We start from the raw sequence: 15,171 nt of genomic DNA, 5'->3' as shown, positions 1-15,171 counted from the left end.
TCCTACGTGTGCGACGCCTCGGCGGGAACGCGCACCATGCCCTCCTGCGCCACGGAAGCCACGTGCTGGCCGTCCCGGTTGAAGATTTTGCCGGTGGCCAGGCCGCGTGCGCCCTGCGCGCTGGGGGACTCCTGGACGTAGAGCAGCCATTCATCCACGCGCGCCGGGCGGTGCCACCACATCGCGTGGTCAAGGCTGGCAACATTCATGCCCGGGGTGATCCAGCTGAGGCCGTGCCGCCGAAGGATGGATTCGAGCAGGGTGTAGTCGCTGGCGTAGGCCAGGGCGGCGCGGTGCAGGTTGGAGTTGTCGGGCATCGGCCCGAACGTCTTCATCCAGACCGCGTTGCGGGCCTCCCGCGGGCCGGTCGCGGTAACGTACAGCGGCGGATCGACGTGCCGGATGTCGAAAGGCCGCTCATACGCCCAGTGCCGGGCCACAGGATGGTCGAACTTGCCCAGCAGGTCCGCCGTGCTGGGCAGCGATTCGGGGTCCGGGATGCCCGCCGGCATCGCCGACGCGTGCTCGATCCCTTCGTCCTCACCCTGGAAAGAGGCAATCATGGACAGGATGGGAACACCGTCCTGGTAGGCGTGGACGCGCCGGGCGGAAAACGACCGGCCGTCACGCAGCCGCTGCACACCAAAGGTAATGGGCTTGTTGGCGTCACCGGGCCGCAGGAAGTAGCCGTGCATGGAATGCACAAACCGTTCAGGATCCACCGTTCGAATGGACGCCACGAGTGACTGCGCCAGCACCTGTCCGCCGAACACCCTGTGGTGTGGCTGCCGCTGTGAGGGCCCCAGGAAGATGTCCTCGTCCGTCCGGGCGCCCTCAAGTTCACCGAGGTCCAGCAGTTCGATCAGTGATGAGGTGGGGTCTCCGCTTGGCGGGGCCAGGAGTCCGGCTTCGGCTTCAGTCATGGTCCGACTCTAGACGGCGCCCGGGGAGCCACTCAACCGGAGCGCAGCCGGTAGTGTTTAGGTGTGTCTGAACTTCTCACCTCGTCCTTCCGTTTCGCCGATCCCCGGGATCTCGCCGACCTGAAGACGTTTGCCACCAGGGCCAAAGCCATCGATGACGGCGCCATCCGGCTGCAGGCAGCCGGTTCCGTCCTGGCCGCGTACGTGTGCGTCCTGCGGCCCAGGCTCCTGGGCGAAGCCACCCCCACCATCCTGGGCCTGCGGACCATGGCGCTCGCCGAACCGTCCGGAACAGATGTCACTGTTGCCCTGTCCGCCGTCCTGGACCGGCTGGCACGCGCAGGGGAGGACGACGTCGAATTGCCGGTTCCGCCCAGCACCGTCACCGAATCCTGGACAGGAGTGGGCGCCCCAAGGGGCGGATGGGAGCTGCTGGGCGCTGTCAGCGACGCCGGCCTGAAGGCGGCGGCCGAAGCAGGCATGGCGGAGGTGGCGGGCATCGTGCCGGACAAACCGGGTGCCCTGATTGTCAACAACGCCCGGGCGGCTGTCTGGGGACGGGAACTGGACGCGTCGGGCCTGCCCGCCGGAGCGGCCTTCGCAGCGTTCGCCCTGGGCTTCCTCGCCGACGGCGACCAGAAGCTCTACCGCGCCGGCCGCTGGTTCCGGCTGACCGGTCCGCGCGGCCATGTGCTGGCGCGGACCGGCAGCGGCCTGCTGTAGCTGAAGGCGGCCCGGGCCCCTTCCAGGTTCCGGTCGGCAGGCGTCAGGCCTCGGAAGCGCTGTTCACCATGGACAGCGCCGCCCGCTCCATGTACTCCCACAGCGTGCCTTCGTAGAGCGGCGGCAGTTCCAGGGCGTCTACGGCGGTGCGCATGTGGAACAACCACCGGTCCTTCGCCTCGTGGGTCACCTTGAACGGCATGTGCCGCATGCGCAGGCGCGGGTGGCCGCGCTCCTCGCCATACGTTGTGGGCCCGCCCCAGTACTGCTCAAGGAACATCAGGAACCGGCGTTTTGCCGGGGCAAGGTCCTCCTCGGGGTACATGGGCCGCAGCAGCGGATCGGTGGCAACGCCGTCGTAAAAGACATCGATGAGCTTAACGAAGGTCTCGTGGCCGCCCACCGCATCGTAAAAGCTGTCTGTGTAGGCCGGCTTGCTGAAGGGATCGTTCTGCATCAACTGGGGCCGCTGCTGCCGGTCGGGTCCTGCTTTGGCAGGTTGGGGCTCAACAGGGCGCGGTTCAATCGGAAGCGACATGCTATTCCCCGGCTTTCTGGTCAGTCTTCTTCGTCTCAACATGGGCCGACCCCTGGTCGGTGGTCCCGTCGTCGGACTCGTGCAGCGGAACGTACCGTCCCTGCGAGCGGTTGCCCACGCGGAGGATCTCACCGTTGCGCAGGTACCAAATGGCGCCGTCGTCGGAGCGGACGCGGGTGATCCGCAGACCCATGGACTCCACTACGCCCACCACTTCGCTGGTTTCGATGACGTCACCGATTCCGTACTGGTCTTCAATGGTAATGAAAATCCCGGCCAGGAAGTCGCGGATCAGCTGCTGGGCGCCGAAGCCGATGGCCACACCCAGGATACCCACGCTGGTGAGCAGCGGGGCGATGTTGATGTCCAGGTTCTGCAGGACGTACATGCCGGTGATGACCACCACCAGCACGCCCACAATGCTGTTCAGCAGCGAGCCGATGGTTTCCGCGCGCTGCACGCGCCGTTCGTGGTCCAGGGCCCGGAAGGCCGGGGCCGCCCACCTAAACGTGGGCTTCTTGAAAAAGTTGCTTCCCGCCGCCACCCGTTTGGTGATGCGCGAAATGACGAACGTGGCCACGAGCCAGACGGCGACGCCGATGCCCAGGCTGATGACGATGCCCGGGACGCTCACGCCATCGGGCTGTGTTGTGGCGTTGGGAAGGATGGACAACATGCTGACCATGGGTGGAAGTAGCTCCTTGGGATATTGCTTGGTTCTCTTTCAACACTAGCCCCCGTAGCGTGGGGCCATGCGCATTCTCATCCTCGGCGGAACCGCCTTCCTCTCCAGGGAAATCGCCGGGCAGGCGGTTGCCGCGGGGCATGACGTGACGTGCCTGGCGCGGGGAATATCGGGTGAGCCGCCGCCGGGCGCCCACTGGGTCAGGGCGGACCGCGCGACGGGACCGGCTGCATATTCGGGCCTGGTGGGCGACTGGGATGCCGTGATCGAGGTGGCCCGGGACCCCGGGCCCGCCCGGCAGGCTCTCGCCGGCCTTGCCGGCAGGGCCGGGCACTGGACCTTTGTTTCCAGCTGCTCGGCCTACGCCGGCCATTCCGTCCCGGGAGCGGCGGAAGACGCGGCGCTGCTGCCGGCGCTGCCGCCGGGGGTGCAGTCCACGCCGGAAACCTACGGCGAGTCAAAGGTGGCCATCGAAGAAGCGACCCTGGAGGCCGCTGCCGGCAAGGCCCACCTGTGCCGGGCAGGCCTGCTCAGCGGCCCCGGCGACCCCACCGACCGCTACGGCTATTGGCCCGCCCGCATTGCCAGGAACTCCGGACCTGTGCTGGTTCCGGACATCGGGGAGAACCCCACGCAGGTCATGGATGTCCGGGACCTTGCGGCCTGGATCCTGCTCGCCGCGGGGAAGGGGATCAGCGGAACCTTGAACGCCCTTGGTGACCAGGTGCCGTTTGCGGAACTCATCAGCGCCTGCCACGAAGCGTCCGCCTCCAGCAGCACCACGATTACCGCCGGCGGGGAGTGGCTGGTGGACCAGGGCGTGAACTACTGGTCCGGGCCGGACTCCCTTCCGCTCTGGCTTCCGCCCGGCCACGACGGCTTCATGGCCCGCAGCAACCAGGCTGCCAGGGCCGCGGGAATGGTCCTGCGGCCCTGGCAGGAAACGCTGGCCGCCACGTTGGCCGATGAACGCCTCCGCGGACTGGACCGGCAGCGGAAAGCAGGCCTCTCACCGGCAACGGAACAGCGCCTGGTGGCGATGCTCCAGGGCGAAAGCCGGGCCTGACGCGGATCCGGCAGGGCCTAACCCGCCACCGTCACCGGCTGGTGCTCCACCGGAAAATTCACGCTGCGGGCAATGAAGCAGAGCCGGTTCGCCTCGTGGTGGAGGCCGGCCGCCAGTTCGGCCTGTCCGGCGTCGGCCACCGTCACGCGCGGGTGCAGGACCACCCGCTCGAACTGCCCGCTGCCGTCCCTGTTGAGCCGCATCAGCCCGGTGGCCTCGTCCCGGTAGTCCGTGACCACCACCCCGTTCTTCACCGCCACGTGCAGGTAGGACAGCATGTGGCACTGCGCCAGCGCGGCCAGCAGGAGCTGCTCGGGGTTGTAGCGCCCGCGGTCCCCATGGAACGTCGGATCCGCCGAGCCTTTGAGGACCGGCAGGCCGGGGATGAGCACGTCGTGGTCCCGTGAGTAGCCCCGGTAGGACGAGGTGCCGTCCCCCGGTTGCCGGTCCACTGGACTGCCAGTGAATACCGGTGTTCATCAAGACTCACTGGGGACTGCCGTCCGGAAGCACGTCGGCGGCGCGGGCACGCAGGGCGCGGGCAACGCCGTCGCGGTTCTCCAGCATCATCCGCCGCAGCGCGGCGCTTTCCGCCGGCAGCGACGCCAGGAATGCGTCCGTCCGGTCAATGGTGGCCTGCGTGGTCAGCAGCGCCGGGTAGAGGCCGACGACGATCTGCTGGGCGAGTGCGTGGGTCCGGGTGGCCACGATGCCCGGCACAGCCGCGAAGTACTTTTCGGCGTACGGTTCCAGCAGCGAACGGTCCAGCACGCGCATGAAGCCCGTTACGGCCGATCCCTGCAGCGCATTGGACAGCTCCCCCTTGACCACGATCGATTCCCAGGCCGCGGCCTTCGCCTCCGGGGTGGGGATGGCGGCCTTGGCCAGGGCCGCAGCATTCTGTCCGCTGGAGGTGTTGTCCCGCTCCAGCTCGGCGTCGATGCCTTCCTGTCCCATCCGGCCTCCGGCCACCAGGGACTCCACGAGCTCCCAGCGCAGGTCCTGGTCCACCGCCAGCCCGTCCAGGACAACCGACCCGTCCAGGAGGCCGGCCACCCGGTCCAGCTGGGACGCACTGCGGGCCAGGAGGGCAAAGGACTTGATGAACTGCAGCTGCGCATCGGAGCCGCCCGGGACGTCCGAGGCCAGGTCCCACAGCCGGTCCACCGCCGCAACCGCTGTGGCTTCGCGGTGTTCCTCGGCCACATAGAAATTGAGGGTGGTGGCCAGCTGGCGGAGCTGGACCAGGATCACGGAGGAGTCCGTTTCCGCCGCGACGTTGGACAGGATCAGCTCCACGTACTTCCGGGCCGGCGTTTCGCCGTCACGGGCAGCGTCCCATGCAGAATTCCAGACCAGGGTCCGGGGCAGGCTGCCGCCAAAATCCTTGAGGTGGGCGGTGGCGGTGGCCAGCGACTTGGGATCCAGCCGTACCTTGGCATACGCCAGGTCGTCGTCATTGATAAGGATCAGGTCCGGCTGGTCCATGCCGGCCACTCCCGGCACCTCTGTGCGGTCACCGTCCACATCCAGCTCTTCGCGGTGCACCCGCTCGAGCTTTCCGGCGCTGTCCAGGTTGTAGAAGCCCACGGCCAGGCGGTGCGGGCGGATAGTGGGCCATTCCGGGACCGCGGACTGCAGGATGGCGAAGGAACGCAGCTTCCCGTCGGCATCCACGTCCAGCTCCGGGCTCAGTGTGTTGACGCCTGCGGTCTCCAGCCACTGCCGGCCCCAGTCATCCAGGTCGCGGCCGCTGGCCTTTTCGAGCTCCACCAGCAGGTCGCGGAGTTCAGTGTTCTGCCAGGAGTGCTTGGCGAAATACTCCCGGACACCGGCCATGAACTGGTCGGGGCCAACCCAGGCCACCAGCTGCCGCAGCACCGAGGCGCCCTTGGCATAGGTGATGCCGTCGAAGTTGACCTCCACGTCCTGGAGGTCGTTGATCTCGGCGAAGATCGGATGCGTGGTGGGCAGCTGGTCCTGGCGGTAGGCCCACGACTTCTCCACGGAAGCGAACGTGGTCCAGGCGCTGGTGAAGGACGTGGCCTCCACCGCCGCCAGGTGCGACATGTACTCCGCGAAGGACTCGTTGAGCCACAGGTCGTTCCACCAGCGCATGGTCACCAGGTCACCGAACCACATGTGGGCGAGTTCATGGAGGACCGTGATGGCGCGCCGCTCGATCTGGGCCCCGGTGACCTTGCTGCGGAAGACGTAGCCTTCCAGGATGGTCACGGCACCGGCATTCTCCATGGCACCGGCGTTGAACTCCGGAACGAACAGCTGGTCGTATTTCTCGAACGGGTACGGGCAGCCGAACTGCGCCTCAAAGAACCCGAAGCCCTGCCGCGTCAGTTCGAAGATGTTGTCCGCATCCAGGTACTGCATCAGCGACTTCCGGGCGAAGACACCAAGGGGGATGATGCGGCCGTCCGAGCTGGTGACCTCGCTGCGGACGGACTGGTAAGGGCCCGCGATCAGGGCCGTGACGTAGGAGGACAGGCGCGGCGTGGGCGCGAACGCCCATACGGACCTGGCCGTGCCGTCTTCCGCGGGAGGCGCCACCACGGGGTGGGGGTGGGGGAGTTGGAGACAACGTCCCAGTGGGACGGGGCCGTGACGGTGAAGGCGAAGGTTGCCTTCAGGTCCGGCTGTTCGAAGACGGCGAACATCCTGCGCGAGTCCGGAACCTCGAACTGCGTGTACAGGTAGACCTCGCTGTCCACCGGGTCCACGAACCGGTGCAGGCCCTCACCCGTGTTCATGTACGGCAGGTCGGCCACGACGGTCAGTTCGTTGTGCTCCTGCAGGTCCGGCAGCTGGATCCGGACGCCGTCGGACACGGTGGCGGGGTCAAGGCTGCGGCCGTTCAGGGTCACGCTGTGCACGGTGCGGGTGACCGCATCAATGAAGCTGGACGATCCCGGCGACGCCGTGAACTTCACGGTGGTGGTGCTGCCGAAGACCTCTCCGCCGCGCGTCAGGTCCAGGCTGACATCGTAGGACTCGACGGTGATCAGTTCGGCGCGCTCACGGGCTTCGGCGCGCGTCAGGTTCATGCCTGGCAAAGGAGGTCCTCCAGAGAAGTTTTCGGCTGCCGGCCGGTGGTCCCGGGTCCGGCACTGTGTTGCATTCTTCCATCCTTGGGATCCTTGGCAAGTTGCGCAGCTCACAGCGGCCGGCCGTTGCCGCCTGGGCGGTTGGCCGGGCGGCCGCAGGGGTAGCGTTAATTGCATGGGAAAGCTGCTGGATTCGGTGGATACCAAGGCACTCAGGTTCGCCGTGGGGTTCCCGGTCGTCCTGGCCGCTGCCTTCGCCTACTGCGCGTCGCTGCTGCGCCCGGACCTTCCGGAGCCGGTCGCCGTCCGGTGGACGGACGACGGCGGTGCCGCCTTTGCGCCTTTCGGCGCCTACGTGGGCGTGGGCGCGGCGATCATCGTCATCGCCGGATGGCTGGTCCTGCTGCAGGCGGTGCCCCTCAGCAGGCCGGTGATGATGCGCAGGATCATGATGGGGGCCGGGCTGTTCCTCAGCCTCTTCATCACCTCCGCCCTGGCCGCGGGGCTCATCGGCCAAACCGGGCTGGCCGACGCCCGGCAGTCGCGGGTGGACATGACCGTCCTTGCCCTCGGCAGCGGTGCGGCAGTGTCGCTCGGCGTCGCCATGGCCATGGTGTACAAAGCCGACCGGCAATGGTCGCCCGATGACGACCGTGCGCTGCAGGCCGCCATCACCAGGGAACTGGACCCCGACCTTGCCCTGGACACCGTCCGGCTCTGGGTCCACGCCAGGAGTTCGGTCTTTGTCATGATCGCCATCGCCTCCCTGTTCCCGGCAGCCCTTATCGCCGTGGTGGTGCCGTGGCTGGGCATCCTGCTCGTTGTCCTGGCCCTCGTGGGCGCCGCGTTCCTCTTTGCCCGCATCCGGGCGGACCGGCGCGGGCTGAAGGTCCTGCTGGCCGGGGTGGTGCCGGTCATGAATGTGCCGGCCGGCGCCATCTCCGATGCCAGCGCCGAGGACGTCAAAGCCGCCGACTATGGCGGGTGGGGCTACCGGCACCACGGCGGAACCGCAGCCATGCTGGTCAGCAGCGGGCCCGCCGTCGTCGTGAGCAAGACTGACGGCCAGCGCCTGGCCGTCAGCGGCGGAAGCCAGGCCTCCGCGGCGCGGCTGGCCGAAGTCCTCACCCGCGTGGCCGCGAGGGCCCGGCGCGGCGGAGGGCCGCCGGCCGGGGGCCAGCACCCGGAGGGCGGGCAGTCCTAGTATCCTTATCGGTGTCATTCCGGCCTCCACCGGCGACCCGCCAGCCCCACAACCGAACGGACTTTGCACGTGACCACTTCCCCTGCCTACCCGCGGGTCCACATCGCCACCGACCACGCAGGCATGGAGCTCAGCGCCCACCTGGTGTCCCACCTGACCGGCAAGGGATACGAGGTGGTGGACCACGGGCCCCAGGTCTACGACGCCCAGGACGACTACCCGTCCTTCTGCATCAACGCTGCCCTTGCCGTCGTTGCCGACCAGCAGGCAGGCGTCCACGCCCTTGGCATCGTGCTGGGCGGCTCCGGCAACGGCGAGCAGATCGCCGCCAACAAGGTCAAGGGCATCCGCGCGGCCCTCGCATGGAACCTCTCCACCGCCACCCTGGCCCGCGAGCACAACAACGCCAACGTGGTTGCCCTGGGCGGGCGGCAGCATACGTTCGAAGAAGCCACCGCGCTGGTCGAGGCGTTCCTGTCCGAGCCGTTCAGCAATGATGAGCGCCACGTCCGCAGGATCGAAAAAATCGCGGTCTACGAGGCAACAGGCGAGGTCATCGAGTAGTGCCCGAGGGCCATTCCGTCCGCAGGCTCGCCCGGCAGTTCGGCGATGTCTTCGCCGGTGAGGCACTGGCTGTTTCCAGTCCCCAGGGCAGGTTCAGCGGGGGTGCGGCGCTGCTGGACGGGCATACCCTGCTTGCCGCCGAGGCGCACGGCAAACACCTGTTCCTGCACTTCGACAACGCCCTGGTCCTGCACGTCCACCTTGGACTGTACGGGGCCTGGAGCTTCGGCGGGGACCGCACCTTCGCCGGCGCCTCCAGCATTGGTGCCCCCGGCGCGTCGGGGAGCGGGAGGCCTTCGGTGACGGGGACGACGACGCCGGCGCGCCTTACGCCGGTCCGCCGGCGCCCGTCGGGGCCGTGCGGGTGCGGCTCGCCGGGAGCCATGGCTGGGCGGACCTTCGGGGTGCCACCACCTGCGAAACCATCACCGGGGCGGAAGTCCGCGCCGTGCTGGCACGGCTGGGACCTGACCCACTGCGGAACCTCCGGGGCGATGCCGGGCGCTTTGCTGCCAACGTCCAGGCGCGGACGACGCCCCTGGCTGCCCTGCTCATGGACCAGAAGGTGATTGCCGGCGTCGGGAACGTCTACCGGGCGGAAGTCCTGTTCCGCCGCCGCCTGGACCCCTGGCTGCCCGGCACTGCCCTGCCGGACAACGATGCCCGCAAGCTGTGGCGCGACATCGTGGCCGTCATGGGCGACGGCGTGACGGACGGGCGGATCATCACCACGCCGCCGAAGTACTGGGCGCTTGACGGCACCACCGCCGCCAAAGCCGCCGCGGCCGGCGCGCCGGTGCCGCCCAGGAGCGCCCACTTTCCCGGCAGCGACGATGCCCACTTCGTCTACAAGCGGCACGGCCTGCCCTGCCGCGTCTGCCGCACCATCGTGCTCATCGCCGACCTGGCCGGGCGGAACCTCTACTGGTGCCCTTACTGCCAGCAACCGGGGGAGTAGGAAGGCGAAACACGAAGAAGGCCCCTCCGGAGAGGGGCCTTCTTCGTGTTGTGGAGGGGACGACGGGAATCGAACCCGCGTAATCAGTTTGGAAGACTGAGGCTTTACCATTAAGCTACGTCCCCGAAGGAAGATCCGTTTTTCGCGGAAACTCCGGGCTGGCTGTTCAAGCCGGATACAACTAAACCTAATCCATGGCCTACGTGTCAAATGTGCAATCGCGACGCGTATCACCGTAGACTTGCCTGTGCACTTACGGGGTGTAGCTCAGCTTGGCTAGAGCGCCTGCTTTGGGAGCAGGAAGTCGCAGGTTCAAATCCTGTCACCCCGACTCTGCGGCCAGGACCGTCAGGCCTGGACATCCATTGCGTTTGCAGAAACCCATCCCACAACCCAGGAGTACTTAGACCGTGAAGAGCGCTGTCGAGAACCTCACCCCCACGCGGGTCAAGCTCAATGTTGAGGTCCCCTTTGAGGAACTGAAGCCCAGCATCGACTCGGCCTACAAGACCGTTGCGTCCCAGATCCAGGTTCCCGGGTTCCGCAAGGGCAAGGTTCCTGCCAAGCTCATCGACCAGCGCGTCGGCCGCGGCTACGTCCTGGAGACGGCCATCAACGACGGCCTCAACGGCTGGTACCAGGCTGCCGTGCAGGAGTCCGGCATCCGCCCCCTGAGCCGTCCCGAGGTGGAAATCACCGAGGTGCCCGATCCCTCCGCGACCGACGGCGGCCTGAAGTTTGCCGCTGAGGTTGACGTCCGCCCCGAGATCGAACTCCCGGACTACTCCGGCATCGAGGTCCAGGTTGCGGCTGCGGAATCCTCCGAAGCTGATGTGGACAAGGCGCTGGACGAACTGCGCGGCCGCTTCGGCACCCTGAAGTCCGTGGACCGCCCGGCTGCCGACGGTGACTTCCTCACCATCGACATCACCGCCACGATCGACGGCGAGGAAGTCGACTCCGCCGCCGGCCTGTCCTACCAGGTGGGCGCCGGCACCATGCTTGAGGGCATGGACGAGGCCGTGACCGGCCTCAGCGCTGACGAGGACGCCATCTTCGACACCACCCTGGTGGGCGGCGACCACGCCGGCGAAGCCGCCCAGGTCAAGGTTGTGGTGAAGGCCGTCAAGGAACGCGAACTGCCGGAAGCGAACGACGACTTCGCCCAGCTCGCCTCCGAATTCGACACCCTTGCCGAACTCCGCGAAGACCTGGCCAAGCAGGCTGCCGACTCCAAGATCGTTGAGCAGGGCGTAGAAGCCCGCGACAAGGTCCTGGACAAGCTCGTCGAAATGGTCGAGGTTCCTGTTCCTGACTCGGTGGTCGAGGAGCAGCTCGAAGCCCACTTCCAGGAGGGCAACGGCCACGGCGAAGGCGAGCATGACACCGAGGAGCACCGCGAAGAGGTCCGCGCCAACACGGCCCGCGCCTTCCAGAACGAGATCATCCTTGACGCCATCGCGGAAAAGGAAGAAGTCAACGTCAGCCAGAACGAGCTGATCGACTACATCGTCACCACCGCCAGCCAGTACGGCATGGATCCCAACCAGTTCGCCCAGATCATCGACCAGAGCGGCCAGGTCCCCATGATGGTCTCCGAGGTCCGCCGCCGCAAGGCACTGGCTGTCGTCCTTGGCCAGGCCACCGTGACCGACACCGAGGGCAACACCGTTGACCTCAGCGACTTCGTCCGCCCCGGCGGCGAGGAAGCCCCCGCTGCAGAAGCAGCCGGCGCTGACGCAACCGAAGCCGCCGAGGCGGAGGTTGTCGACGCCGAGGACGCCACGGCAGACGCCAAGGCCTAGTCCTTAACAACCCGCAGCAACGGCCCCTGGATCCTTCCGATCCGGGGGCCGTTCGCGTTGGACCCGAAACCCCGCAGCGCCGGTTCGGCGATCGTGCGCCGTCAGCGAACAGCCGTCAGTGCGCGAACAAAACGCCGGGGAAACCGGTTAGTGTCCAAGTAGTGATTTTCAGTGATGTCACCGTCACCAGTGAGAGGTAAGTAAACATGTCACAGCACTCAGAGGCCCCCCGGATGGCGACCGTCGATCCTGCAGCCCAGGACAACTACATTTACAACCGCCTTCTCAAGGAGCGGATCATCTGGCTGGGCTCGGAGGTGCGTGATGACAACGCCAACGCGATCTGCTCGCAGCTGCTCCTGCTCTCGGCCGAGAACCCGGAAAAGGACATCTACCTCTACATCAACTCGCCCGGCGGCTCCGTCACCGCAGGCATGGCCATCTACGACACCATGCAGTTCATCCCCAATGACGTCGTGACCGTCGCCACCGGCCTGGCCGCGTCCATGGGACAGTTCCTGCTCTCCTCGGGCACCAAGGGCAAGCGGTACGCCACGCCCAACGCCCGCGTCCTGATGCACCAGCCCTCCGGCGGCATCGGCGGCACGGCCTCGGACATCAAGATCCAGGCCGAGCTCATCCTGCACATGAAGAAGGTCATGGCGGAACTGACGGCCGAGCAGACCGGCCAGACCGTTGAGACCATCCTCAAGGACAACGACCGTGACAAGTGGTTCACGGCTAAAGAGGCCCTCGAGTACGGTTTCTTCGACAAGATCGCCGCGCACGCCGGTTCGGTATCCGGCGGCGGCGGAACGTCCAACGGGTCCTCCGGCGAATCAGCCTCCCAGAACTAACCGGCAACCAGAACACTTCGATCAGGAGCAAAAACAATGAACTACAACTTCGGGTGGTCCGCCGGCAATCTTCCGTCCAGCCGCTACGTCCTGCCGCAGTTCGAGGAGCGCACGCCCTACGGCTTCAAGCGCCAGGACCCCTACACCAAGCTGTTCGAGGACCGCATCATCTTCCTCGGCGTGCAGGTTGACGACGCCTCCGCCGACGACATCATGGCCCAGCTGCTGGTCCTTGAGTCCACCGACCCGGACCGCGACATCACCCTCTACATCAACTCCCCGGGCGGTTCGTTCACGGCCATGACGGCCATCTACGACACCATGCAGTACATCCGTCCCGAGATCCAGACGGTCTGCCTGGGCCAGGCCGCCAGCGCGGCTGCTGTCCTGCTGGCTGCCGGTACCCCCGGCAAGCGGCTGGCACTGCCCAACGCCCGCGTCCTGATCCACCAGCCGGCCCTGTCCGGCGGCCAGGGCGGCCAGGCTTCCGACCTGGAGATCCAGGCGGCCGAGGTCATGCGCATGCGCTCCTGGCTCGAAGACACGCTGGCCCACCACTCCGGCCGCACGTCGGAGCAGGTCAACAACGACATCGAGCGCGACAAGATCCTCACCGCCGAAGAGGCGCAGGCATACGGCCTGATCGACCAGGTGCTTGACTCACGCAAGATCAAGCCCCAGGCAATCACGAGGTAGCAGTACGGAAAGCCGGTGCGGCCCAGCTTCATTTGGCCGCACCGGCCTTTTCTTTCCACCCTTGGGGGCGAATGTGACCTAGAGTGGATGTTGTCACAAACCGGCCCCCGCGGGCCGGCCGAAGATTTCAGCAACGGTGCAGGGCTGCCTGGCAGCAGGATACTAAGGGGTTCACATATGGCTCGGATTGGCGAGAGCACGGATCTGCTGAAGTGCTCTTTCTGCGGAAAGAGCCAGAAGCAGGTGCGCAAGCTCATTGCCGGGCCCGGTGTCTACATCTGTGATGAGTGCATCGAGTTGTGCAACGAAATCATCGAAGAGGAGCTCGCGGAGGTGGCAGACCTCGGCAGCTTTGAACTGCCCAAGCCGCGCGAAATCTTCGACTTCCTGCAGGAATACGTCATCGGCCAGGAGCCCGCAAAGCGTTCCCTCGCCGTCGCGGTCTACAACCACTACAAACGCATCCAGGCGGGCCACGCGCCCAAGTCCGGAAGCCTGGGGGACGGCGGGCATCACGACGACGTCGAAATCGCCAAGTCGAACATCCTCCTCATCGGCCCCACCGGCTGCGGCAAGACCTACCTGGCCCAGACCCTCGCCCGGCGCCTGAACGTCCCGTTCGCCGTCGCGGACGCCACTGCCCTGACCGAGGCCGGCTATGTGGGCGAAGACGTGGAGAACATCCTCCTCAAACTCATCCAGGCCGCAGACTATGACGTCAAGAAGGCCGAACAGGGCATCATCTACATCGACGAGATCGACAAAATCTCCCGCAAGAGCGAAAACCCATCCATCACCCGTGACGTATCCGGTGAGGGCGTGCAGCAGGCCCTGCTGAAGATCCTGGAAGGCACCGTTGCCTCTGTCCCGCCCCAGGGCGGACGGAAGCACCCGCACCAGGAGTTCATCCAGATCGACACCACCAATGTCCTGTTCATCGTGGCCGGCGCCTTCGCCGGCCTGGAGGAGATTATCGGTTCCCGCTCCGGCCGCAAGGGCATCGGCTTCGGCGCCCCACTGAACGACGCCAGCAAGAAGGTGGACTCCTACGGCGAAGTCATGCCGGAGGACCTGCTGAAGTTCGGCCTGATCCCGGAGTTCATTGGCCGCCTTCCGGTGATCACCACGGTGTCCAACCTTGACCGTGACGCCCTGATCCAGATCCTGTCCACCCCCAAGAACGCCCTGGTGAAGCAGTACCAGAAGATGTTCCAGATCGACGGCGTGGAGCTGGTGTTTGACGAGCCCGCCCTGGAAGCCATCGCCGACCAGGCACTGGAGCGTGGCACCGGTGCACGCGGTCTTCGCGCCATCCTGGAGGAAGTCCTGCTTCCCGTGATGTTCGATCTCCCGAGCCGCGAGGACGTCGCCAGCGTGGTGATCACCGAGGACGTGGTCCTGCGCGGGGCCGAACCCACCATGATTCCGCACGTGGCCAAGCGCCGTAAGTCTGCCTGACCGAGAGGACCCTGTGACTGTACCTGCCAAGAACAAAGCCGACTTCTGGTTCGACCCCCTCTGCCCGTTCGCATGGGTCACCAGCCGCTGGCTCGGCGAGGTGGAGGCCGTCCGGGACATCGAGACCGAATGGCACGTCATGAGCCTCGCCGTCCTGAATGAGGGACGCGACCTGGAGCCCGCTTACCGGGAGTCCATGGACAACGCCTGGGGCATGGTGCGCGTGATCATTGCGGCCCGCGAAGGGCACGGCCCGCAGGTCATCAAGCCGCTTTACGACGCCATGGGCACGCTGATCCACAACCAGGGGGAAAAGGACCGCGCACAGGTCATCACCAAAGCCCTCGCCGAGTGTGGCCTGCCCGCCTCCCTGGCCGATGCCGCCACCACCGACGCCTATGACCGGCAGCTCCGGGCCAGCCACGAAGAAGGCATCTCACTCGTGGGCCAGGACGTGGGAACGCCCGTGGTCGCTTTCAACGGAACGGCGTTCTTCGGACCGGTCCTGACCCGCATCCCCCGCGGCGAAGAAGCTGGCAGGATCTGGGACGCCACCACCACCATCGCCGCCTATCCGCATTTCTTCGAGCTCAAGCGCAGCCGCACGGAGAGCCCGGAATTCAACTAGGCGCCGG

12 protein-coding genes, 2 tRNA genes and 3 pseudogenes are annotated in these 15,171 nt (G+C 66.6%); 11 read left to right on the top strand and 6 right to left on the bottom strand.

From position 1 onward, the window contains the following. Nucleotides 1–2 precede the first annotated feature (2 nt). Nucleotides 3–923 carry an acyl-CoA thioesterase gene (locus OUO20_RS08380; protein ID WP_056390708.1) on the bottom strand — a complete coding sequence of 307 codons (921 nt, stop codon included), beginning with the start codon at nucleotides 921–923 and terminating at the stop codon, nucleotides 3–5. 63 nt (nucleotides 924–986) lie between these two features. Between OUO20_RS08380 and OUO20_RS08375 the strand changes: the two genes are divergently transcribed. Next, on the top strand, nucleotides 987–1,646 hold the full coding sequence (locus OUO20_RS08375; protein ID WP_018769487.1) for a hypothetical protein: 660 nt from the start codon (nucleotides 987–989) through the stop codon (nucleotides 1,644–1,646). A 43-nt stretch (nucleotides 1,647–1,689) separates the two neighbouring features. Here OUO20_RS08375 and OUO20_RS08370 read toward each other — a convergent pair whose 3' ends face one another. Together OUO20_RS08370 and OUO20_RS08365 are read right to left on the bottom strand one after the other, a co-directional pair. After that, nucleotides 1,690–2,184, bottom strand: coding sequence for a globin (locus OUO20_RS08370; RefSeq protein ID WP_056390703.1), 495 nt, complete (start codon nucleotides 2,182–2,184; stop codon nucleotides 1,690–1,692). A gap of 1 nt (nucleotide 2,185) precedes the next feature. Next, the gene (locus tag OUO20_RS08365; RefSeq protein ID WP_018769485.1) at nucleotides 2,186–2,869 is read right to left on the bottom strand and encodes a mechanosensitive ion channel family protein; all 684 of its coding nucleotides are present in this window, start codon (nucleotides 2,867–2,869) and stop codon (nucleotides 2,186–2,188) included. Nucleotides 2,870–2,936: 67 nt separating this feature from the next. Between OUO20_RS08365 and OUO20_RS08360 the strand changes: the two genes are divergently transcribed. Then, entirely contained in the window at nucleotides 2,937–3,935 is a 999-nt protein-coding gene (locus OUO20_RS08360; RefSeq protein ID WP_018769484.1) for an NAD-dependent epimerase/dehydratase family protein, read from the top strand. A gap of 17 nt (nucleotides 3,936–3,952) precedes the next feature. On the opposite strand, the pseudogene OUO20_RS08355 reads toward OUO20_RS08360, so the two are convergent. Both OUO20_RS08355 and pepN read right to left on the bottom strand, forming a co-directional pair. Beyond that, nucleotides 3,953–4,425, bottom strand: a pseudogene (locus OUO20_RS08355) (OsmC family protein). Then, nucleotides 4,422–6,994 (bottom strand): annotated as a pseudogene (gene pepN / locus OUO20_RS08350) (aminopeptidase N). The pseudogenes OUO20_RS08355 and pepN overlap by 4 nt, the downstream one beginning before the upstream one ends. Nucleotides 6,995–7,169: 175 nt before the next feature. Between pepN and OUO20_RS08345 the strand changes: the two are divergent. The 3 genes and pseudogenes from OUO20_RS08345 to OUO20_RS08335 all read left to right on the top strand — a co-directional run bounded on the left by OUO20_RS08345 (nucleotide 7,170) and on the right by OUO20_RS08335 (nucleotide 9,720). Beyond that, nucleotides 7,170–8,198, top strand: a complete 1,029-nt coding sequence (locus OUO20_RS08345; protein WP_018769481.1) for a hypothetical protein — start codon at nucleotides 7,170–7,172, stop codon at nucleotides 8,196–8,198. A 69-nt stretch (nucleotides 8,199–8,267) separates the two neighbouring features. After that, nucleotides 8,268–8,762 (top strand): ribose-5-phosphate isomerase, encoded by a 495-nt coding sequence (locus tag OUO20_RS08340; protein WP_018769480.1) that lies wholly within the window; start codon nucleotides 8,268–8,270, stop codon nucleotides 8,760–8,762. Next, nucleotides 8,762–9,720: pseudogene (locus OUO20_RS08335) on the top strand (Fpg/Nei family DNA glycosylase). The gene OUO20_RS08340 and the pseudogene OUO20_RS08335 overlap by 1 nt, the downstream one beginning before the upstream one ends. Before the next feature lie 51 nt (nucleotides 9,721–9,771). Here the strand turns inward: OUO20_RS08335 and OUO20_RS08330 are convergent. Continuing rightward, nucleotides 9,772–9,845: transfer RNA gene (locus tag OUO20_RS08330), tRNA-Gly, on the bottom strand. Between the two features lie 131 nt (nucleotides 9,846–9,976). Between OUO20_RS08330 and OUO20_RS08325 the strand changes: the two genes are divergently transcribed. The 6 genes from OUO20_RS08325 to OUO20_RS08300 all read left to right on the top strand — a co-directional run bounded on the left by OUO20_RS08325 (nucleotide 9,977) and on the right by OUO20_RS08300 (nucleotide 15,164). Further along, nucleotides 9,977–10,051, top strand: a tRNA-Pro gene (locus OUO20_RS08325). Nucleotides 10,052–10,130: 79 nt separating this feature from the next. Continuing rightward, the gene (tig, locus tag OUO20_RS08320; protein WP_134164653.1) at nucleotides 10,131–11,525 is read left to right on the top strand and encodes a trigger factor; all 1,395 of its coding nucleotides are present in this window, start codon (nucleotides 10,131–10,133) and stop codon (nucleotides 11,523–11,525) included. 233 nt (nucleotides 11,526–11,758) lie between these two features. Further along, entirely contained in the window at nucleotides 11,759–12,382 is a 624-nt protein-coding gene (locus OUO20_RS08315; protein WP_056390687.1) for an ATP-dependent Clp protease proteolytic subunit, read from the top strand. A gap of 36 nt (nucleotides 12,383–12,418) precedes the next feature. After that, nucleotides 12,419–13,078: an ATP-dependent Clp protease proteolytic subunit gene (locus OUO20_RS08310; protein ID WP_018769476.1), complete on the top strand. Its 660-nt coding sequence runs from the start codon at nucleotides 12,419–12,421 to the stop codon at nucleotides 13,076–13,078. Nucleotides 13,079–13,255: 177 nt separating this feature from the next. Further along, nucleotides 13,256–14,536: an ATP-dependent Clp protease ATP-binding subunit ClpX gene (clpX, locus tag OUO20_RS08305; protein WP_018769475.1), complete on the top strand. Its 1,281-nt coding sequence runs from the start codon at nucleotides 13,256–13,258 to the stop codon at nucleotides 14,534–14,536. A 13-nt stretch (nucleotides 14,537–14,549) separates the two neighbouring features. Then, nucleotides 14,550–15,164, top strand: a complete 615-nt coding sequence (locus tag OUO20_RS08300) for a mycothiol-dependent nitroreductase Rv2466c family protein (protein WP_200953161.1) — start codon at nucleotides 14,550–14,552, stop codon at nucleotides 15,162–15,164. Nucleotides 15,165–15,171 lie beyond the last annotated feature (7 nt).

Source organism: Arthrobacter sp. FX8, from assembly GCF_026723805.1.
Classification (GTDB): Bacteria; Actinomycetota; Actinomycetes; order Actinomycetales; family Micrococcaceae; genus Arthrobacter.
This window is presented reverse-complemented; position numbering and strand designations above follow the sequence as displayed.

What these genes read in the sequence shown, in the direction of transcription:
- OUO20_RS08360 (WP_018769484.1), top strand. Translation starts at nt 2,937, where the DNA reads ATGCGCATTCTCATCCTCGGCGGAACCGCCTTCCTCTCCAGGGAAATC.
- OUO20_RS08380 (WP_056390708.1), bottom strand. Translation starts at nt 923, where the DNA reads ATGACTGAAGCCGAAGCCGGACTCCTGGCCCCGCCAAGCGGAGACCCC.
- OUO20_RS08345 (WP_018769481.1), top strand. Translation starts at nt 7,170, where the DNA reads ATGGGAAAGCTGCTGGATTCGGTGGATACCAAGGCACTCAGGTTCGCC.
- OUO20_RS08315 (WP_056390687.1), top strand. Translation starts at nt 11,759, where the DNA reads ATGGCGACCGTCGATCCTGCAGCCCAGGACAACTACATTTACAACCGC.
- OUO20_RS08370 (WP_056390703.1), bottom strand. Translation starts at nt 2,184, where the DNA reads ATGTCGCTTCCGATTGAACCGCGCCCTGTTGAGCCCCAACCTGCCAAA.
- OUO20_RS08310 (WP_018769476.1), top strand. Translation starts at nt 12,419, where the DNA reads ATGAACTACAACTTCGGGTGGTCCGCCGGCAATCTTCCGTCCAGCCGC.
- OUO20_RS08365 (WP_018769485.1), bottom strand. Translation starts at nt 2,869, where the DNA reads ATGGTCAGCATGTTGTCCATCCTTCCCAACGCCACAACACAGCCCGAT.
- clpX (WP_018769475.1), top strand. Translation starts at nt 13,256, where the DNA reads ATGGCTCGGATTGGCGAGAGCACGGATCTGCTGAAGTGCTCTTTCTGC.